This is a genomic window from Ralstonia sp. SET104, assembly GCF_003851545.1.
Taxonomy (GTDB): domain Bacteria; phylum Pseudomonadota; class Gammaproteobacteria; order Burkholderiales; family Burkholderiaceae; genus Ralstonia.
The window spans coordinates 26,153-45,658 of the sequence record NZ_BHVX01000020.1; the positions used below are offsets into that span (position 1 = coordinate 26,153).

Sequence of the window (19,506 nt, forward strand, 5' to 3'; positions counted from 1 at the left end):
TCACCATGGATCTCGCCATTCTTTCCGTCAGTTTTCTGGCGTTTCTTTTGCTGGGCGTACCGGTTTCGTTCGCGCTCGGCCTGTCATGCGTACTGACGTATCTGCACGAGGGCCTGCCCGCGGCCACCGCCATGCAGTCGATGATCTCGGGCATGAACGCGTTCTCGTTCCTGGCCGTGCCGTTCTTCATTCTGTCGGGTGAGCTGATGCTGCACGGCGGCATTGCAGACCGCATCCTGCGCTTCGCGCAATCGCTGGTGGGGCACTTCCGCGGTGGCCTGGGCATGGCCAACGTGGTGGCCTGCACGCTGTTCGGCGGCGTGTCGGGCTCGCCCACTGCTGACACGTCGGCCATGGGCGGCGTGGTGATCCCGCTGATGAAGCGCGAGGGTTACAGCGCGGCCTACGCCGTGAACGTGACCACGCACGCTTCGCTGGCCGGGGCGCTGATGCCAACCTCCACCAACATGATCATCTACGCCTTTGCGGCGCAGGGCATCGTGGGCTCGCTCAACGGCCAGCAGGTGAGCGGCGTGTCGATTGGCGATCTGCTGTTCTCCGGTCTGCTGCCGGTGCTGTGGGTCATGGGCTTCGTGCTGATCGCCGCCTACTGGCAAGCCAAGCGCTACGGTTTCCCGCGCCGCGCCGATGGCTCGACCGAGTTGCCGCCCTTCCCTGGCTGGTTTGCCGTGGCACGTGCCTTTGTGGGCGCAGTACCGGGGCTGATGGTGATCGCGCTGATCCTGGTGTGCGTGGCCATGGGCATTGCCACCGCCACAGAAGCCGCCGCCATTGCGGTGGCGTATTCGCTGTGTCTGACGGTGCTTGTCTATCGCTCGATGACGTGGGTCAAGTTCCGCCGCGCACTCGCGCACGCTGCCAAGACCACTGGCGTGGTGCTGCTGCTGATTGCCGTCTCGAACATGCTGCGCTTCCAGATGGCCTATCTGGAGATTCCGGACGCCATCGAGCAGATGCTCACACAGACCAGCGCTGCACCGTGGCTGATGCTGCTTTACATCAACATCCTGCAGGTGTTCCTCGGCACGTTTGTCGACATGGCGGCGCACATCCTGATTACCACGCCACTGTTCCTGCCCATGGCCATGCATTGCGGCGTCGGCCCGGTGCAGTTCGGGATCATGCTGCTGCTCAACTGCTCGCTGGGCCTGGTGCATCCGCCCATCGGCTCGGTGCAGTTTGTCGGCTGCGCGATCGGCGAGGTCTCCATCGGCGAGACCACCAAGATCGCCTGGCCCTACTACCTCGCCATCTTCACCGCCATCAACGTGGTGACGTACATGCCGTTCTTCTCGACCTGGCTGCCGAGCGTGATCAACGGGCATCCGGTGTATTGAGCCGCTCCAATGCATCGCTAACGAATAACCAACATGCAGCCATGGCTGCGACATCAAGGAAGGAGTCATCATGAAGAGCCAAGTAGCAATCGCGGCAGCGATCGCGCTCACGGGGGGTGTGGCCGGATCGGTCTATGCGCAGAGCAGCGTCACGCTGTACGGCAACATCGATGTGTCGATCGGGTATCAGAGCAACCAGACCTCGGTCGGCTCCACCTCGAATGGCCATTCGGTCGTCAAGCAGAACAGCGGCATCTGGTCGGGCAGCCGCTTCGGCTTCAAGGGCAACGAAGACCTGGGCGGCGGCAACAGCGCGCAGTTCGTGCTTGAGGAAGGCTTTAACGGTGATACGGGCTCGCAATCGGTCTCGGGCCTGATGTTCAACCGCCAGGCCTTCGTTGGCCTGACCAATCGTGACCTGGGCGCCGTCACGCTGGGCCGCCAGTACACGGCCTACTTCTCGATCCTGGCCCCGTACAGCCCGATCAACTGGCTGACGGGCTTCTACGGCGCGCATCCCGGCGATATCGACTCGCTCGACACGAACTACCGTGTCAACAATGCCATCGTCTACACGTCGCCCACGCTGGGCGGTGTGACGTTCAGCGGCTCCTACGGCATGGGCGAAACACCGGGCAGCGCGGGCAACGGTTCCACCTGGAGCTTTGCCGCGCGCTATGCCAATGGCCCGGTTGGCGTTGGCGCGGGTTTCATGCGCGTGAACAACTCGACAGTGGGCGGCGGTGCGTGGGGCGCGAACTCGTCACTGTCCAACAACGGCAGTGAACCTGCGGTGTCGGCCATCAACGCCGGCTACCAGCTGGCGGCTGCGCAACAGCGCTTTGCCGTGCTCGGTTCGTACACCTTCTCGCCAGCGTGGGACGTATCGGTGTCGTACTCCAACGTGCAGTACATCCCGGGCGTGAACTCCAAGTTCGCCACCCAGGCGATCTTCAATACCGGCGGCGCCGTGCTGCACTACAAGGCCACACCGACGCTGGATCTGGCGGCCGGCTATTCGTACACGCGCGCCACCAAGGCCAACGGCATTGCCGATGCAGCCACGTATCACCAGTTCAACCTGTCGCAGTACTACAGCTTCTCCAAACGCACGGGCCTGTACGTGCTGGAGGCCTATCAGAAGGCAAAGGGTAAGACGATCTCGCCCACGGGCAGCATCATCGATGCCACCGCGTCCATCGGTGACGGCCAGAACGGTGCGCCGTCGGCAACCGGGTCGCAGCTGACCGTGGCTGTCGGCATGATTCACCGGTTCTGACCGGTTTGAGCGCCGGGCACTGCTTTCGCTTGGACGCCGAGCCCGGGTTCACCTCAGTTCAAGGGCGCGGAGTTTGCCGCTATCATGGTGCCCGCGCTGCCCTTTGGTCTCTGACCGCATCGACAATCTCAGGCCGCGCCGTTGCGATCCCTTCCTCTACCACCCCAACTCGTTGCGAGCTGTATGACTTCGCGCCCTTTCCCCTCGCCCGCTGAGGACGAGGCCACCATGACCGCCGCCCGACGCGTGTATCTGAGCCTGCGCGAGCGGATTGTCGAGATGGAACTGCTGCCCGGAACGCGCATCGTCGAGAAGGATCTTGCAGAAGAATTCGGCACCAGCCGCACCCCCGTTCACGAGGCTGTCCAGCGGTTGGCGGAAGAGGGTTTGATCGAAGTCCAGGCACGCGTCGGCACCTTCGTCTCGCGCATTCCGCTCAATACACTGGAAGAAGCGATGCTCGTGCGCGGCGCGCTGGAAGTCGCCATCATCGAAAAAGCCGCCGAGCGCATGACGCCGGAAGGCATCCACAAGCTCAACGTCGTGCTCGAACGGCAAGCGCAATGCGTGCGCGAGAGCAACCGCCGCGGGTTCTTCCGCACCGATGAAGCCTTTCACGCCACGCTGGCCGAGCTGTCGGGCTACCCCGGCGTCTGGCAGATCATCCTGGAAGTCAAAACCCAGATCGACCGCTACCGGCTGCTGACACTCCCCCTGGAAGGGCGCATGACCGAGGTGCTGGCCGAGCACCGCGCCGTGATCGATGCCCTCGCTTCCAACAACCCGAAACGGGCCGTGCGCGCCATGCGCGAGCACCTGGATCACGTGCTGCCAGTGCTGGAAATCACGCGCCGGCTGCGTCCGGAATATTTCAGCGTTTAGCGCACATGCGGCCGAACAGAAGCGGCCCGCATGGAATACGAACGCGCTGCGGCACTCACACACAACCGGCAGGAACGTGCCCTGTTGCCGGAGCGCGCAGACCAATGCGCGGCTCCGGAATAGCCACGCGGCACACAGCTTGCTAAGCAGGTTGAGTTGTCGATAACGCGACGGCGGCGGAACCTCCGTTGCGCTGGTGCCGTCCACTCCGTGTGAACCGGTCTTCGTCTTCCCTTCTGAGCATCCAGGCGCTGCGGGGCTTTGCCGCGCTGTATGTGGTGGTGTACCACTCGGGGCTCGCCTTGGCCCACGCCGACATCCCTGCGCTTGCATGGCTGACCACGCATGTGATCAAGCGCGGGCATGTGGGTGTGGATGTGTTCTTCGTCATCAGCGGTTTCATCATTGCGTGGGTTGCCGTTCTCGGCCCCAAGGGGCCGGAACCCGCCGGCGAGTTTCTCGTCAAGCGCGCCTTCCGGCTGGCGCCGCCTTACTGGCTGATGACGGTGCTGCATTCCACGTGGCTCAATCCGGTGTCGGCAGGCGTGCTGCTCACCTCGCTCGCGTTTGTGCCGCAGGCCAATGCGGATGCACCGTACTTCGGCTATCCCGCGCTATATGTCGGCTGGTCGCTCAACTACGAGGTGTTCTTCTACGTGCTGTGTGCGATTGGTCTGGCAGTGTTCGGCCGCCGTGCGCTTGCCTTGGTTGCACTGGCATTGTTCGCCACGACGATCATCGTGCCGTTCTGGCACAGCGGCATCGTGCAGCGCAATCCGGAAGCGCTATATGGCTGGGCCACGCCGCTGCAAGCCATGGCAGCCAACCCGCTCGTGCTGGAATTCCTGCTTGGCGCAGGGCTGGCGTGGTTGTATGCGGCACATCGGCATCGCCTGACACCCGCCTTTGCGCGCGTGCTGATGGCAGTGGGCGTGGCGGCGTTCACGATGTCGGTGGCGGGCCCGGTTCCCAAGTTCGATCTGCTTGCGCGCGGACTGCCTGCAGGCGCGTTGCTGATCGGCATGGTGGCCATGGAGCATTGCGGCGAATTGCGTGTGCCGCGCGTTGCAGTGTGGCTGGGCGAGCTGTCGTACGCGCTGTACCTCGCGCACCCGAGCGTGATCGAAGCCACGCACCGACTGGTAGGCAGATTAGCGCCCGAATGGATCGGCACGCAGTTGATGCTCTTTGCCGTCAACGTTGCGCTCACGCTGGCGCTGGCTGCATTGCTGCATCGCTATGTCGAGCTGCCGTCCATCGCGCTGGGGCGCCGCACCATCGAGTGGATGCGCAACCGCCAGCGCACGTGGCGCACGCGCCTGGGCCCCCAGAAGCCTTGAACGGCGCGCTTGGCCGACACGCTGTTCTTCCGGGTGGTGACGTTGATCTTGCTGCACAACGCTGCGTTTCGGCGGTTGGACTGCGGTGCGCGATGCGAATCTGCGCCGTACCATCGCGCTGATCAAGCAACCGGCGCCGGTCATTGCCGGCCAGCACGACACCGTGCCCTCCGCCCGCCACCGCGAGGAAATTGCCGCCGCCATCCCGGGCGCGCAGTTGCGCATGCTGGACACCGTGCATCTTGCCAACGTGGAGCAGCCGGACGCGTTTCTTGAGGCTGTGCCGGATTTCCTCGCGGTGCCGGAAACGGCCTGACGCATCGGGTCAGCATCGACACGGCAGGACCCCGCCGGTTAACATGACGGCCATCCAATCGATGTGCCGCCAGACATGTCCCGCGTCAAGAACGAAGACGAATTCGAGCTGCGCCGCGAAAGCGTGCTCGATACCGCCGCCGAAGCCTTTGCGGCCGACAGCTACCCGAGCGTGTCGATGAACCAGCTTGCCGCTGCGTGCGGCGGCTCGAAATCACGCCTATATCACTACTACGAAGGCAAGGAAGCCATCCTCTTTGATCTGCTCGACCGCTACACCAAGCGGCTTGCTGATCTGGTTGAACGCGCCGAGAGCGACGCGCACCACGCCAGGCTCTCGGCCCGCGCTACGCTGCATCTGCTGATCCGGACATTCCTGGCGGAATACGCCACTTCGCGCACGCGGCATGTGGCCTTGCTCAATGACGTGAAATACCTATCGCCCGAGCAGCGCGACATCGTGCTCGCACGCGAGCGGGACGTGGTGGCTGCCGTGGGCCGGCGACTCGGCGCGGCTTACCCGGACAGCGTGGACGAGGCCAACCGCACGCCCATCACAATGATGCTGTTCGGCATGATGAACTGGACGTTCACCTGGCTCAAACCCGACGGACCGCTGTCGTACGAGGGCTATGCCGAGATGGTGATCGGGATGCTGGAGAACGGGCTGGGCGGCCCGAACGGCAAGAAAGGCTGAGGCTGAGGCTCAGCACCCATCATCGTTCGTCGTAACTGACCACCACGCGCTGCGTCAGCGGCCGCGCCTGGCAGGTCAGCACAAACCCCTGCTGGATCTCCCAATCTTCCAGCGTGAAGTTCTTCTCCATCTCCACACGGCCTTCCAGCACCTTGGCGCGGCACGTGCAACACACACCGCCCTTGCAGGCATAGGGCAGATCAAGCCCGGCATTCAACGCGCTGTCGAGCACCTTGGCATCACCCGCCATCGGCACCTCGTGCGATTTGCCGTCGAGCACCACGGTCAGCGCCACATCACCTGCCACCGCAGCGCGCTTGCGCGGCCTGGATGACGCGTCGCCGACTGGCACACCAAAGCGCTCCGCGTGCACGCGCTCGCGCGGCACACCGCGTTCGAGCAGCGCGGCCTCCACAGCATCGATCATGGTGGACGGGCCGCAGATAAACGCGGCGTCAATATCGTCGGGCAGGATCAGCGTATCGAGAAAAGCATGCGCCTTCGCACCATCGAGCCGGCCGTTGAACAGCGCAATCTCCTGCGCCTGGCGCGACAGCACGTGATACAGCGCAAAGCGATCGAGGTAGCGGTCTTTCAGATCTTCAAGCGCTTCGCCAAAGATGATGCTGTCGACGCTGCGGTTGCCGTAGACCAGCGTGAAGCGGCTGCGGGGCTCGGCGGCCAGCGTGGTCTTGATGAGCGAGAGGATAGGCGTGATGCCGCTGCCCGCCGCAAAGGCAACATAGTGGCGCGCGCTTTCGGCGGCCAACGGCACGTAGAAGCGGCCATCGGGCGGCAATACGTCAAGCGTCTGGCCCACGCGGATGCGGTCGTGCAGATGGTTGGAGAACACGCCCGCATCAACACGCTTGACTGCCACGCGCAATTCGCCGTGCGCGTCGTAGTCCTGCACGGCGCAGCAGATCGAATACGAGCGTCGCAGTTCGTCCTGTCCGGGCAACTGACCGGACGGCACACGCAGCGTCAGGAATTGACCCTGCGTAAAACGATACGCATCACGCAGATCGTTCGGCACGTCAAAGCGCACGGAAATCGTGTCGGCCGTCTCACCGCGCACTTCGGCAACGCGCAGAGGGTGGAATTGCGGAGTCATGGCGATCGCGTCCGTGGCGGCTTAGTAGGGCTTGAAGTAGTCGAACGGCTCATGGCACGAGCGGCAGCGGTACAGCGCCTTGCACGCCGTCGAGCCGAAGGCGGATATGAGCGCGGTGTCGTGCGATCCGCATTGCGGACACGTAACGTGCGCGACCCGCGCAGGACGCGTCAGCCGGATGGGGCGTGCATCACCCACTGCCTCCACATGCGCCGGCGGTGCAATGCCAAAGGCGCGCAGCTTAGCGCGCCCTTCAGCGGTGATCCAATCCGTCGTCCACGCCGGTGACAGCACCGAACGCACGCGATACGCACCCACTTCGGCCGCTTGCAATGCGCGGCCCACATCGTCGGCAATCTGGCCCATGGCCGGGCAGCCCGAATACGTGGGCGTGATGGTTGTCACCAGCGTGCCGGCCTCGTCCACGTGCACATCGCGCAGGATGCCCAGCTCGGCAATCGTGACCACGGGAATCTCCGGATCGGTCACGGCTTCCAGCGCAGCACGTGCGCGGCTCAACCGCTCGCTTACCACGACGCCCCCGGGAATTGACGCGCCAGTCCCTGCATCTCCGTCAGCAGATAGCCCATGTGTTCAGAGTGAACGCCCAGCTTGCCGGTGCTGACATAAGCGCCCGGCTCCGGCCAAGTGAGCGTGGCCTCGTCCAGCGCATTGCGCACCGTGGCTTCCCATACATCGCGCAAATCTGCCGGACGCACGCCGATGCCGTCTTCCGCCACCGCATTCTCTACCGCATCGGTGGCAAAGCATTCGTTGGTGTAGGGCATCAGCCAATCCAGCGCGGCCTGGGCGCGTGCATGCGATGCCTCCGTGCCATCGCCGAAGCGCACCAGCCAGTCGCGCGTATGGGCAAAGTGATAGCGCATCTCCTTGACCGACTTGGCGGCAATGGCAGCCAGCTCGGTATCGGTCGAACGGGTCAACGCCTCCCACAGCGGCACCATCAACGCGGCATACAGGAAGTGCCGGACGATGGTGACGGCATAGTCGCGTGTTGCGGCCGAGGTTGCGACCATCGGCCCCGCATGCGGCAGTTCGAGCAGCGTGTAGTTGCAGAAAGCGGGCTCGGTCCGCCAGTAGGCGTAGTCGTCCTCCGTGCGCGGCGTGCCTGTACGTGCGCCTTCGATCTGCCCCGCGTGCGTGTAGAGCAGCCGCGCCTGGCCGATCAAGTCCAGGCTCAGGTTGGACAGCGCGATGTCCTCTTCCAGCACAGGGCCGTGGCCGGTCCATTCCGCATTGCGCTGGCCGAGGATGAGCGCGTTGTCGGCCAGACGAAGAATGTATTGCAGATGCGCGTCGGAAGTCATCACCGCGGCTCACATGTGGTTGACTTCATCGGGCAGCCGGTAGAACGTCGGGTGCCGGTAAATCTTGTCGGCCATCGGGTCGAACAGCATGGGCTTGTCGTCGGGCTCGCTGGCGGTGATGGCGGCCGAGGGCACAACCCAGATCGAGATGCCTTCCTGCCGGCGTGTGTACACATCGCGTGCCATCTGCAGCGCCTGCCTGGCGTCTACTGCGTGCAGGCTGCCGCAATGCTTGTGCTCCAGACCCTGCTTGCTGCGGATGAACACCTCCCACAGCGGCCATTCGTGTTGATGCATGGTCGGCTCTCCTTCCGGTTCAGGCAGCTTGTTCGGTAACGGTGGCGCGTTCGGCCTGCTTGCGCGCATAGGCGAGCGCGGCTTCGCGCACCCACTCGCCTTCTTCATGTGCGCGCTTGCGGGTGGCAAGGCGCTCTCGGTTGCACGGGCCATGGCCATCGAGCACGCGCTTGAATTCAGACCAATCGAGCGGTGAGAAATCGTAGTGGCCGCGCGCTTCATTCCACGTGAGGCCGGGGTCGGGCAACGTCACACCCAGCACGCGCGCCTGTTCGACAGTCGCATCAACAAAACGCTGCCGCAGATCGTCATTCGAAATGCGCTTGATGCCCCAGGCCATGGTCTGCGCGCTGTTGGGCGACGCGGTATCGGGCGGCCCAAACATCATTAGTACCGGGAACCACCAGCGATTGACGGCCTCCTGCACCATGTCGCGCTGTGCCTGCGTACCGCCCATCATCGTCAGCAACGATTCGTAGCCTTGGCGCTGGTGGAACGACTCTTCCTTGCAGATGCGGATCATGGCGCGCGCATAGGGGCCGTATGAGCAGCGGCACAGCGGCACCTGGTTCATGATGGCCGCGCCATCGACCAGCCAGCCGATCACACCCACGTCTGCCCAGGAGAGTGTCGGGTAGTTGAAGATCGATGAATACTTGGCGCGCCCCGCATGCAGCGCGTCGATCATCTCGTCGCGCGAGCTGCCGAGCGTCTCGGCGGCGGAATAGAGATAGAGGCCGTGACCCGCTTCGTCCTGCACTTTGGCCAGAAGAATGGCCTTGCGTTTGAGCGACGGCGCGCGGCTGATCCAGTTGCCCTCGGGCAGCATGCCCACCACCTCCGAGTGCGCGTGCTGCGAAATCTGCCGCAGCAGCGTCTTGCGATACGGCGCGGGCATCCAGTCTTGCGGCTCGATCTTGTGGTCGGCGCCAATGCGCGCATCGAAGCGCGCCTGCAAATCGGCATCGCCTTGAGAGGCGGCGGCCAGTTCCTGCTCTGTGGGCAGACCACCGGGCTGGTCGAGGCTTTGGGTGTACATGCGATCCTCCGGCCGCTTTCGTGGCGTGTGCACGGCACATCGTTCGTACCGTGTTTGGGATGGATCGATTATAAATCGTCCGACCGGTCGGTCAATAAAGGGTTTCACCGCATGCCTCGTTTGAGACACGCGGTAAGCCCTTTTTCCGGTGTGATCTAGACGGAGGCCGCGGACGACACCTCGCCCTGGGCTGCGCCATGCGCGCGAGTGCGCACAAACACGCCCGCCAACACCGAGGCAAGCAGCGCCGCGGCAGCGCCCAGCAAGAAGGCAAGGTGGTAACCACCATTGAGCGCGGTCGCGACATCGGCGCCCGCCGCGGCAAGACCTTCCGTGCGCGCAGCGGCCAAGCTCGCCAAGATGGCCAGCCCCAGCGCACCGCCCATCATGAACGACGTATTGACCACGCCCGACGCCAGCCCCGATTCATCCGGCGCCACGTCGCTCATGGCCGCCAGCAGCACCGGGTTGAATGCAACACCGGCACCCAGACCCAGCAACAGCATGCCGGGCAGCACGTCCAGCACGAGGTTGCCGCCGGCCGGCGCGCGCGCAAACAGCATCAGCCCCACCGCCGCTACCAACAGCCCCAGTGACAGCGGCGCGCGAATGCCAAAACGCATCACCAGCCTGGCCGACAAACCCAGCGAGAACACCGCCATGATGATGTTGGCGGGCAAGAAGGCCAGCCCAACCTGCATTGCGCTGTAGTTCAGCACGCGCTGCATATAGAGCGCCGAGATGAAGAACCACGCGAACATCGCAGCAGCCCACAGCACGCCCACCACGTTGGCCGTCGCCACATTGCGCAGCGCGAACATATGCAGCGGCATCAACGGATGCGACACGCGCGATTCGATGATCAGAAACGCGATCATCAGCGCGATGGCGATGCCCAGTTGCGTAAGCGTTTGCGCGGAAGTCCAGCCGGCTTCGTTGCCATGCACGACCGCGTACACCGCCAGCATCAGCGAGGCTGTCACGGCAATGGCACCTGCCACGTCCAGCTTCGTGCGATCGGCCAGCGGCTTGCCCGCGGGCAGCAAGGCCACGCATGCGGCATACACCGCCACGCCAATCGGCAGGTTGACCAGAAAGATCCAATGCCAGCTCAGCGCGCTCGTCAGCAGCCCACCGAGCAACACGCCGATGCTGCCGCCGCCCGCGCACACAAAGCCGTAGATGCCCATGGCGCGGGCGCGATCCCCGGGCGACGTGAACAGATTCATGATGAGTGACAGCGATACCGCCGACACCACCGCCCCGCCCAGCCCCTGCACAGCCCGCGCCGTAATCAGCAGCCCCTGCGAATTTGCCAGCCCGCACGCAGCGGATGCCAGCGTGAACAGCGTAAGGCCGAGCAAGAACAGCCTGCGATGCCCGAACAGATCACCCAACCGGCCGCCCAGCAACAGGCACCCGCCAAAGGTCAACATGTAAGCGTTGACCACCCACACCAGGGAGGTTTCGGTAAAGGCCAGATCTGCCTGAATGGAGGGCAATGCAACGTTCACGATGGTCGTGTCCAGCACGATCATCAGCACGCCCAGGCAGAGCACGATGAGGGCAAGCCAGCGCTTGCGTTCGTCAATGCCATGCGTCATGGAATCACTCCTATGATTTGCCGCTGCGCCTGAAATGTACTCATTGCGCAGCCGATTTGAGATTGGCGAGTCCGGCCTCGAAATCCTTGCCGATCAATCACCTTAGAGATGAGCGGCCTCGGGCCATGCACGGCCCAGGTCACGTGGGTCAGGTCGCCCCGGGGTTGCAGCGTGAATTCCGCCGTGTTGTGGGCTTCGAGGGGTTTCAGGAAATCCAACTGGATCTGGATGCGGCTGGGCGACGTTGAATTGACGATTTTCATGCGCCCCGCGCCCACCTTGCTGGAACCTTCCCACGTCGCGCTGCACACGGAACGTATCGGGACGCATGGCAGCAAAACACAGCACAGCAACAATCGCGACGACGATAACGATCGCAATGCTCTTCAGCATGACGAGCGCACCAAGAGATGGGGCAGCAGGTGAATCGACGCTTTTGCGCACATCGTGCAAAAAGGGACGTAGCCAGAACAGCCGGTCGTCACTCAGGGGGGCGTCGATATTGGTAAGGCCCCGGTGAACGCACAGTCTAGCGCCGCGCCATCACCCTATGCCAAGGCAGATTCCTACGGTTTTGCGCAGAACGGCCATCGCTCGATGGCCGTTTGCACACACACGGCAATTACATCGGCTTGGGTGCAATCACCATCCACGTAATGCCAAAGCGGTCGGTCACCATGCCGAACGCGTTGGCAAAAAACGTTTCAGACATCGGCATCGTGACTTGGCCGCCCTCGCCCAGCGCCTTGAACGTACGCTCGGCGGCAGCGTTATCGGGCACGCTCACAGACAACCCGAAACCCTTGAAGTCGGTCTTGCCGCCGGCCATGCCGTCAGAGGCAAGAATCTGGGTTTCGCCCACGCGGAAGGCGGCATGCATCACCTTGTCGAGCGGGGGCGCCATGCCGCCGCATTGCTCGGCGGTGGGCTGCGCATCCTTGGGCGCATCCTTGTAGTGCATCACCACGTCGACCTTGGCGCTAAGCGTCTTCTTGTAGAACTCGAGCGCTTCTTCACAACGACCTTCAAAGAACAGATACGGTTGAACTTGCATCACAACTCCTTGGGGTGGACTCGGGGGACTGCAAAGCCGCGCATTGCGCCACGCGGTCGGGGGAAAATCTCAATCATGTGCACGCCGGTTCGGGCACTGGCATCGGCACCGAGGCATGCTCGTGCACCACCTGCCAGCGGCCATCGCGCTTGCGCAAACACACGGTGGCGCGCGTTTGCGCATTCACGCTAAAGCAATAGGCCAGATCGCCGCTCACTTCAAAGTGCAACTCGGTGAACCGGAAATCGACCTGGCCTTCCAGCGCATCAAACCAGCCTTGCCAGTTGCGGCGGTAAGCGTGCGCGCCTTTTACAAACAGCGGCGGCATCACGTCGAGCCACCACATCGCGCGCGCAGTTGCGCTTCATCGTCCGCAGCGTTTGTGGCAATCGTCATGCTGGCCTCTGAAGAATCCGTCGCAATAAGGGCTTGGAAAGTTGCGCAACAGCGTCTACGGTTGATTTGTGAACACTGTCCACAAACGATAGCAGACATAATGGACGGTGTCCACATAGAACTTGCGGAGATTCTTTGCATGACCCAGGAACCACCTCGACCCCCCGTGCGCACGACGTATCGCCATGGCGACTTGCGGCGCGCGCTGCTCGACGCCGGCATTGAACTGGCGCGCGCCGGCGGGCCCGACGCCATCGTGCTGCGCGAAGCCACACGCCGCGCTGGCGTGGTGCCGAATGCCGCCTACCGGCACTTCGAGGGGCGACAGGATTTGCTGCAAGGTGTGCGGGCCGAGGCATTGGCCGCCTTGGCGCGCGCCATGGAAGCCGAGCTGGACGCCATTGACCCGACATGGCCCGACGATGCACGCGCACGTGCATCGCTGCGCGCCGTTGGCGTGGGTTACCTGCGTTTCGCGCAGAAGGAGACCGGCCTGTTCCGCACCGCCTTTGCGGTGCCCGACGAAGTGGAAAACGATGCGGACCCTGCCAAAGCCGGCAACAGTGGCCTGAACCCGTTCCAGTTGCTGGGCCTTGCGCTGGACCGGATGACCGCCGCCGGGGTATTGCCGGCTGAACGCCGGCCGGGCGCCGAATACCTCGCCTGGTCTGCGGTGCACGGCTTGGCCCTGCTCATCATCGATGGCCCATTGCGCGGGCGGTCGCCGGAGCAAACCGGCGCCATTGCCCTGCGTGTGGTGGAGATGGTGGAGAACGGCCTGTAGAGGTTGCCGGCACGATGGAATATTGCGTGCGCCCGAAGCGTTTACCATCAGGACAAGCCATTCCGGAGAACCACCATGCAGTTGCGACCAGGCAGATGGATCAGCGCAGCCGTGTTCGTGCTGAGCGCGTGCGCATCGCTTTCACCAATGCAAACGGGGCACAAGCTGATCGGCCAGCCCGAAAGTGCCGTGCGCGAGACCTTTGGCGCGCCCACCGAGACTTACCAACTGGCAAGCGGCACGCACCGCTGGATTTATTCCAAGCAGCCGATGGGGCACGAAGTCTATGCCGCCGACTTTGACGCGAGCGGCAAGCTCACCAACTTCCGGCAGATGCTGACTGAAAAGGAAATCTACGAAGCCCGGCCAGGCGTCTGGACCAAGCATGACGTGGCCGAGCGCTTTGGCATGCCGCGCGAGCCGACGCAGTACTACCCGCTCATGAAGCGCGAGGCATGGTCATACCGGATGTATATCGCCGGGTATCAGCAGGCGCACTTCAATGCGCTCTTCGACGACAGCGGCGTACTCGATCGCACGATGATCGTCGTCGACCCGCTGGGCGGCGACCACCAAAGCCGCAAGTAATGCAGAGGCCCGGCGGCGCATTGCACGCCGCCCAGGCCTTCAACGCTTAGCCCAGCGCAGACGCGATTGCCTGCGCGAGTTCGTTGGCTTCGAACTTGGCGACGTAGCCGTTGGCGCCAACGCGGCGCACGTGGTCTTCATTGGCCGAACCCGACAGCGACGAGTGAATCACCACCGGAATCGATTGGAACGCTGGTTCGGTCTTGATCTTGCGCGTGAGCGTGAAGCCGTCCATCTCGGGCATTTCCAGATCGGTCAGCACCAGAGCGATCTTGTCGCGCACGGTCTTGCCTTCGCGGGCGGCATCGCGGGCGATGTTCTGCAGCGTATCCCACGCTTCCTGGCCGCTCTTGGTCATCACGTAAGGCGTGCCCATTGCCTCCAGGCCGTTGGCGATCAGCGAGCGCGCGAGGCCGGAATCATCTGCCACCAGCAGCTTCGCACCCGGAGGCAGCTTGATCGGACGCTCGTCATTGTCTGGCGCCAGATCGGTGCGGCGGGTGGGGAACACATCTACCAGAATCTGTTCAACGTCAATCACCTGCGCCAGGCGCGAGTTGTCGGCGTTGCCGTCCAGGCGCGCCAGGCTGGTGATATTGCTGCTGCCCACGCTCGCCTCGGCCGGGAAGATCTGGCTCCATTCCAGACGCACGATCTCGTCCACTTCTTCCACCGCAAAGCCTTGGGTGGAGCGCGCATACTCGGTAATCAACAGGATGTTGGCATTGCCGTTCTTGGTGCCGATCACGCTGGCCAAGTCAATCACGGGAATGATCTGGCCGCGCACATTGACGGCACCCAGGATATGGGCGCCGGCATCGGCCACGTGCGTCACAGGCGGCATGACCATAATCTCGCGCACCTTGAACACGTTGATGCCGAACATCTCGCGCTGGTTGGAGCGCGCGGATTCGCCCAGGCGGAACAGCAACAGTTCAAATCGGTTGTTGTTCGTCAGATTGGTCCGTTCATCGACTTCATGCTGCGACATCGTCTTCCCCCGTTCACGCACACGTTATGTGGCGGTAAACGGCAGGGTGTTGGGCAACTTGAAGGGGGTTTTGCGAATGTGAGCGCCGCGCCCTTCCAGCGTAGGGGAACAGCAGCCCAGGCAACCTTCACATGCCACTGAAATGCCCGCAGGCACGTCGGCAGATGCGCATCTTGGTCGACATAGATGGCGTGTCCCCAGCCTCGCCGGGCTGCTCCCCCCGCGCCACGGTGTGTCTTGTGGGACTACGACATAGTTGGTGACGGCTCCAAGGTGCGCCGCTTCGGCTTTCACGAATACGTTGAAACGAAAGCGATGTTCATGCGCATCTTTGACGACTTGCGCCCAGCGCAAGATCATTCCGGGGTAGAGCATCCGGATGCCTCGTCCGGCCGCGCTCACTGGCCGATCCGGCTAGGGGGATGTCCCGACTCGGGTTTCCTCATGAAGGGTCGATATAGTGAAGGCGGGACGGTAGCTCATGGGTCGAGCGGCAGCGGCCAACCGTTGCAGGCAGGCAGGTTCAAGTCCTGTACGTCCCACCAATTTTTCTGCGCAGTGGCAGTTGATGGCTGTGCCGTTAAGCATAAAGTGGCTGGACAGGTTGTTTACCCGTTGGGCCACATTATGTTGTATCGAAAAACGGTCTTGGCCAGACTGGTTTTTTCCCGCGCACACCGGGGAACGATAGACGCAAAAAAGCCGACCACTTGGTCGGCTTCTTCTTTGGTTCGACAGGGTTATGACGGAGTGGCCCCTTGAACCGAGGGCCGCGAGACGGAGGGAAAGGCGCACGCCCAACTGGGCGCTTTTCGCGCGCGCTCCCGTCGAACGTGAGCTCATGGGACCTTCACATCGAGTTCGGGACGCATGACGACACTTTCCTGGGCGGTAGATTCGTTGCGTGCGGTGACGAAGACGGCGGGCGTCTGGCCGTGGTTGACAGCGATATGGGGAACGCCCGCTGGTGTGAAGATGAAATCGCCGGGATGCGCCAGTTGCCGGTCTTCAAGCTCGTCACCGGTACAGAATTCGACTTCCTCGCCACTCAGCATGTAATGCGCGGAGTCGTGAAACTCATGAACATGGGCTTTCGTCCTGCCGCCAGGAGGGAGGGTCACCACGCCGAGAAACAGAACCTCTGAACCCACTGTCTCCTTACTGATACCGGGAGCATAAACGGAGCCTTGCTGGGAAACATAGCTGGCTGCGCTGGGAACGACACGGCCAACCTTCGATTTGGATGAGGCTTCCATTTCGCACCTCCGGCAACCCGCCCAATTTTCTGTCAATGACGGCAATCACTATAGGCGACGTTGTCTCCACCATGAAGACCCGCGGTTCTGCCTGGCCTGAAACTCCGCAATTGGGCACTTCCAAAAAGCGCGCCGAAAAAATCATCCGCCTCGCGGCATCAAGCCTCAAGGGGTAACTCCGTCATCATGCCGTGGTTCGATGGGGTCAACCTGTCTCCATGCGCCCTTTGGCATCTTGGAGCAGGCTGATGACACCCTTGACGCTACCAAGGACTTCTTGTCTTGAGGGACTCGCTCCCTCACCTCTCGGAGGTTGATTGCTTTGCCCTGACTGGCGATGTCCTGGCAGGTTAAATCGATGGCCTCCCGCGCGGCCGAAGAACGCTTCTTGTGCTGACGTGCAAGGCCGGAAAGTCACGTGCTGCCACAGTCAAAAAACTGTATATTTATAAGGGGTATCTATTTAGCTCCAGCAGCCCCATTGATACTGTGATTTCATCCAGCAATGGTATCCGATTGGCTCTCCCCGGTGTTCTTGCTCACGACATCCCCATACGTCACTGGCGGCGTAACCACCGCTTGCTGCAGCAAGCGGTAAAACAGCATCCCGCGTGAGCTGGATGTGCGCCGGTTGAAACGGAACACGAATTCATCGAGATAGGCGTCCAGGTGGTCTGGCTGTACAGAGCCATGATGTGTTCCCAGCACCCAGCGCTGTACCAGTGAGGCGACCCGGTGCACTCCCGCCATGGAGACATGGGCAGGTACGCCTGAGCCGAGCATGACGGTGCGCTGGTGGGTGTAACCCAGTTCTCCCAGAGCGCGGTATGCCGCCGAACCATCCGTGCGTACCTGGGCTCCAGGCTCGACCACCTCCTGCACAAAGGGGATTACGTGGGTGGCGGCGTCTCGGTCAATGCGGCGTAACCGGATGCGCCCAAACCCCTTGGGCTCCACGATCTCCACCGCCATGACCATCAACACTTTGGTGGTGCTGCTCTTGCGCCCTGCAGGGGTGGCGGGATTCTTGCGATCCGTGATGGACAGGTACGTTTCATCCACCTCCACAAGCCCCTTGAGCTTGTCCCGGCCCGGGCGGACCATGGCACGTCGAAACCGGTGCAGCATGGTCCAGGCGGTCTGGTAGCTCCCCAAACCCAATACGCGCTGCAGCCCCAGGGCGCTCACGCCTTGTTTCTGATTGGTCAGGTACCAAGCTGCAGCCAGCCAGACACGCAGCGGTGTGCGCGTCTTGTCAAAGATGGTTCCAGATGTCACTGTGCCTTGGTACTGGCATGAGCGGCACATCAGGCGGGTGCGGCTGGCGCGGTACACATCGCCAGCGTTGCCGCAACGCGGGCAGACGAAGCCTTGGGGCCACCGAAGCTTCTCCAGGAACGCCTGGCAAGCCTCTTCGGTGGCAAACCAGTCAAGAAATTCGTTCCAGGTGCGGGGGTAGTCCCCTCCAGGAGTTGGCGTTAGCATCTGGGTTTCCATCCAGCTATTCTCACGTCACTGGAGCTAAATAGATACCCCTTGCATTTGTACAGTATTCATGTCAGCCACTTCCAAGCCCAAGCTCTACAACCCACGCCACCCCGAACGCACGCTGCTCTACCAAACGGTAGCCGAGCACTACGAGACCTGGCTAGAGTTGGCCAGCGCGGGTCAGTTCGACGGCCAGGGCGACCACCACACCCCCAAGCCCTTCGTGCGCAAAGCGTTTGCCAAGTATCTTGAGTGCGGCATCTTTGCCCATGGCTTTGCCCGCGCTCGCTGCGGCGACTGTGGGCACGACTACTTTGTAGCCTTCTCCTGCAAAGGCCGGGGAGTCTGCCCCTCGTGCACCACGCGGCGGATGGTGGAGACGGCGGCACACCTGAGCGACCACGTCTTCCCCCGCCTGCCGGTGCGCCAGTGGGTGCTCTCCGTGCCCAAGAGGTTGCGGTACTTCATGCAACGCGACGGAGCGGTGCTGAGCATGGTGCTGCGCATCTTTCTGCGGGTGATCGCACAAACTCTGCAGACCCACAGCCCCGGTGCGGCCCATATGGACAAGGCAGGCCTGCACATCGGTGCCATCGCCTTCATTCACCGATTCGGCTCCAGCCTCAATGAACACGTCCACTTCCACGTTTGTGTGGTGGACGGGGTGTTTGAGGAAGTGGAGGGCGAGGGCGATGCTGATGCGACCCCTCGAATCTCATCGCCGGGTGTCATCTTTCACGCGGCCACCGGCATCGATGCGGCTACCGTGGCCCCAGTGCAGACCACACTGCAAAAACGCATCCTGCGCGCCTTCGTTGCTCGGGGCCTGCTGGAGAACTGTGACGCCAAAGACCTGCTGGGCTACAAACACAGCGGCTTCTCGGTGGACGCCGGTGTCTGCATCGAAGCCCACGACCGCGCTGCGCTGGAGCGGCTGCTGCGCTATTGCGCGCGTCCACCGTTTTCCATGGATCGACTGCGCAAAGAGGGAAGCGAACTGGTGTACCGCTGTGCCAAACAACGCAGCGAGCCCACCAGTGACCAGCGCGGTGCCAAGGCAGACGAACTGCACCTCACACCGCTGGAGCTCATCGACCGCATTGCCGCCCTGGTACCCCCACCACGCACCCACCGGCACCGCTACTTTGGCGTGCTGGCACCGAACTCGCCGCTGAGGGAGGCGGTGACGGCTCTGGCCCAGCCTGCTGCGGCGCAACCAGCCACGGTCGAGACTGCACAATCTGGCGCGGGCGTGGGCGTGGGCGTACCTGGGGTGGCGGCGCCGGGCAACGCGGCCACACCCACACCAGAACCTGCAGCACCTCCCAAACGCCCAGCGCACTACCTATGGGCGGTGCTGATTGCCCGCATCTACGAGGTCTTCCCACTGCTGTGTCCGAACTGCGGGGGGCAAATGCGCATCATTGCCTTCATCACGCACAGCGCCGAAATCCGCCACATCCTGAACCACATCGGGGTGGACTCGCAGCCACCGCACATAACCCCGGCACGCGGGCCACCGCTGTGGGAGGACTGCGACGCGCCGGTGGATGACGGGGTGCAAGGCGAGCCCGATTGGGATCTGGCAGCTCAACCCGCACCCGATTACGAGGTGGACCAGCGCGTCAATTGGTGACCCAGTGAAGCGGCGGTATCAATCGCTGCGGTGAGTAGCTGCGTGCGCGCCAGACCCAAA

Annotated in this window: 20 protein-coding genes, 1 tRNA gene and 1 pseudogene; 10 read left to right on the forward strand and 12 right to left on the reverse strand. The window is 62.8% G+C overall.

Annotated features, from left to right (window positions below):
* Window positions 1-5: 5 nt before the first annotated feature.
* The 6 genes from PSUB009319_RS20205 to PSUB009319_RS20235 all read left to right on the forward strand — a co-directional run bounded on the left by PSUB009319_RS20205 (window position 6) and on the right by PSUB009319_RS20235 (window position 5,871).
* Window positions 6-1,358, forward strand: a complete 1,353-nt coding sequence (locus PSUB009319_RS20205) for a TRAP transporter large permease (protein WP_124383982.1) — start codon at window positions 6-8, stop codon at window positions 1,356-1,358.
* 70 nt (window positions 1,359-1,428) lie between these two features.
* On the forward strand, window positions 1,429-2,637 hold the full coding sequence (locus PSUB009319_RS20210) for a porin (protein WP_124383983.1): 1,209 nt from the start codon (window positions 1,429-1,431) through the stop codon (window positions 2,635-2,637).
* 228 nt (window positions 2,638-2,865) lie between these two features.
* The gene (locus PSUB009319_RS20215; protein WP_124383984.1) at window positions 2,866-3,519 is read left to right on the forward strand and encodes a GntR family transcriptional regulator; all 654 of its coding nucleotides are present in this window, start codon (window positions 2,866-2,868) and stop codon (window positions 3,517-3,519) included.
* Between the two features lie 212 nt (window positions 3,520-3,731).
* Window positions 3,732-4,859: an acyltransferase gene (locus PSUB009319_RS20225; protein WP_124383985.1), complete on the forward strand. Its 1,128-nt coding sequence runs from the start codon at window positions 3,732-3,734 to the stop codon at window positions 4,857-4,859.
* A gap of 85 nt (window positions 4,860-4,944) precedes the next feature.
* The gene (locus PSUB009319_RS20230; RefSeq protein ID WP_260393064.1) at window positions 4,945-5,175 is read left to right on the forward strand and encodes an alpha/beta fold hydrolase; all 231 of its coding nucleotides are present in this window, start codon (window positions 4,945-4,947) and stop codon (window positions 5,173-5,175) included.
* Window positions 5,176-5,250: 75 nt separating this feature from the next.
* Window positions 5,251-5,871 carry a TetR/AcrR family transcriptional regulator gene (locus PSUB009319_RS20235; protein WP_124383986.1) on the forward strand — a complete coding sequence of 207 codons (621 nt, stop codon included), beginning with the start codon at window positions 5,251-5,253 and terminating at the stop codon, window positions 5,869-5,871.
* A gap of 19 nt (window positions 5,872-5,890) precedes the next feature.
* Here PSUB009319_RS20235 and paaE read toward each other — a convergent pair whose 3' ends face one another.
* The 9 genes and pseudogenes from paaE to PSUB009319_RS20280 all read right to left on the reverse strand — a co-directional run bounded on the left by paaE (window position 5,891) and on the right by PSUB009319_RS20280 (window position 12,653).
* Window positions 5,891-6,985, reverse strand: a complete 1,095-nt coding sequence (gene paaE / locus PSUB009319_RS20240) for a 1,2-phenylacetyl-CoA epoxidase subunit PaaE (RefSeq protein ID WP_124383987.1) — start codon at window positions 6,983-6,985, stop codon at window positions 5,891-5,893.
* Between the two features lie 21 nt (window positions 6,986-7,006).
* Window positions 7,007-7,519, reverse strand: a complete 513-nt coding sequence (paaD, locus tag PSUB009319_RS20245) for a 1,2-phenylacetyl-CoA epoxidase subunit PaaD (RefSeq protein WP_124383988.1) — start codon at window positions 7,517-7,519, stop codon at window positions 7,007-7,009.
* On the reverse strand, window positions 7,513-8,313 hold the full coding sequence (gene paaC / locus PSUB009319_RS20250) for a 1,2-phenylacetyl-CoA epoxidase subunit PaaC (protein WP_124383989.1): 801 nt from the start codon (window positions 8,311-8,313) through the stop codon (window positions 7,513-7,515). Before paaC ends, paaD begins: the two co-directional genes overlap by 7 nt.
* A gap of 9 nt (window positions 8,314-8,322) precedes the next feature.
* Window positions 8,323-8,610: a 1,2-phenylacetyl-CoA epoxidase subunit PaaB gene (paaB, locus tag PSUB009319_RS20255; protein ID WP_124383990.1), complete on the reverse strand. Its 288-nt coding sequence runs from the start codon at window positions 8,608-8,610 to the stop codon at window positions 8,323-8,325.
* Between the two features lie 19 nt (window positions 8,611-8,629).
* The gene (paaA, locus tag PSUB009319_RS20260) at window positions 8,630-9,649 is read right to left on the reverse strand and encodes a 1,2-phenylacetyl-CoA epoxidase subunit PaaA (protein WP_124383991.1); all 1,020 of its coding nucleotides are present in this window, start codon (window positions 9,647-9,649) and stop codon (window positions 8,630-8,632) included.
* A 155-nt stretch (window positions 9,650-9,804) separates the two neighbouring features.
* The gene (locus tag PSUB009319_RS20265; RefSeq protein ID WP_124383992.1) at window positions 9,805-11,253 is read right to left on the reverse strand and encodes a DHA2 family efflux MFS transporter permease subunit; all 1,449 of its coding nucleotides are present in this window, start codon (window positions 11,251-11,253) and stop codon (window positions 9,805-9,807) included.
* A gap of 40 nt (window positions 11,254-11,293) precedes the next feature.
* Window positions 11,294-11,646 (reverse strand): annotated as a pseudogene (locus PSUB009319_RS20270) (SRPBCC family protein).
* A gap of 229 nt (window positions 11,647-11,875) precedes the next feature.
* Window positions 11,876-12,307: a VOC family protein gene (locus tag PSUB009319_RS20275; RefSeq protein ID WP_124383993.1), complete on the reverse strand. Its 432-nt coding sequence runs from the start codon at window positions 12,305-12,307 to the stop codon at window positions 11,876-11,878.
* A 73-nt stretch (window positions 12,308-12,380) separates the two neighbouring features.
* A complete protein-coding gene (locus PSUB009319_RS20280; protein WP_185453513.1) occupies window positions 12,381-12,653 on the reverse strand; it encodes a nuclear transport factor 2 family protein in 273 nt (90 codons plus the stop codon).
* A gap of 189 nt (window positions 12,654-12,842) precedes the next feature.
* Between PSUB009319_RS20280 and PSUB009319_RS20285 the strand changes: the two genes are divergently transcribed.
* A complete protein-coding gene (locus PSUB009319_RS20285; RefSeq protein WP_124383994.1) occupies window positions 12,843-13,487 on the forward strand; it encodes a TetR/AcrR family transcriptional regulator in 645 nt (214 codons plus the stop codon).
* 75 nt (window positions 13,488-13,562) lie between these two features.
* A complete protein-coding gene (locus PSUB009319_RS20290; RefSeq protein ID WP_124383995.1) occupies window positions 13,563-14,075 on the forward strand; it encodes a hypothetical protein in 513 nt (170 codons plus the stop codon).
* 46 nt (window positions 14,076-14,121) lie between these two features.
* Here PSUB009319_RS20290 and PSUB009319_RS20295 read toward each other — a convergent pair whose 3' ends face one another.
* Window positions 14,122-15,066: a chemotaxis protein gene (locus PSUB009319_RS20295; RefSeq protein ID WP_092971204.1), complete on the reverse strand. Its 945-nt coding sequence runs from the start codon at window positions 15,064-15,066 to the stop codon at window positions 14,122-14,124.
* Window positions 15,067-15,534: 468 nt separating this feature from the next.
* Here PSUB009319_RS20295 and PSUB009319_RS20305 point away from each other — a divergent pair.
* Window positions 15,535-15,611, forward strand: a tRNA-Gly gene (locus tag PSUB009319_RS20305).
* Between the two features lie 294 nt (window positions 15,612-15,905).
* On the opposite strand, the gene PSUB009319_RS20310 is transcribed toward PSUB009319_RS20305, so the two are convergent.
* Together PSUB009319_RS20310 and PSUB009319_RS20315 are read right to left on the reverse strand one after the other, a co-directional pair.
* Window positions 15,906-16,322: a cupin domain-containing protein gene (locus PSUB009319_RS20310; protein ID WP_124383996.1), complete on the reverse strand. Its 417-nt coding sequence runs from the start codon at window positions 16,320-16,322 to the stop codon at window positions 15,906-15,908.
* Between the two features lie 495 nt (window positions 16,323-16,817).
* Window positions 16,818-17,819 carry an IS1595-like element ISCsp2 family transposase gene (locus PSUB009319_RS20315; protein WP_011805635.1) on the reverse strand — a complete coding sequence of 334 codons (1,002 nt, stop codon included), beginning with the start codon at window positions 17,817-17,819 and terminating at the stop codon, window positions 16,818-16,820.
* A gap of 58 nt (window positions 17,820-17,877) precedes the next feature.
* On the opposite strand from PSUB009319_RS20315, the gene PSUB009319_RS20320 reads away from it, so the two are divergent.
* Window positions 17,878-19,446 (forward strand): IS91 family transposase, encoded by a 1,569-nt coding sequence (locus PSUB009319_RS20320; RefSeq protein ID WP_112189113.1) that lies wholly within the window; start codon window positions 17,878-17,880, stop codon window positions 19,444-19,446.
* Window positions 19,447-19,506: the final 60 nt, after the last annotated feature.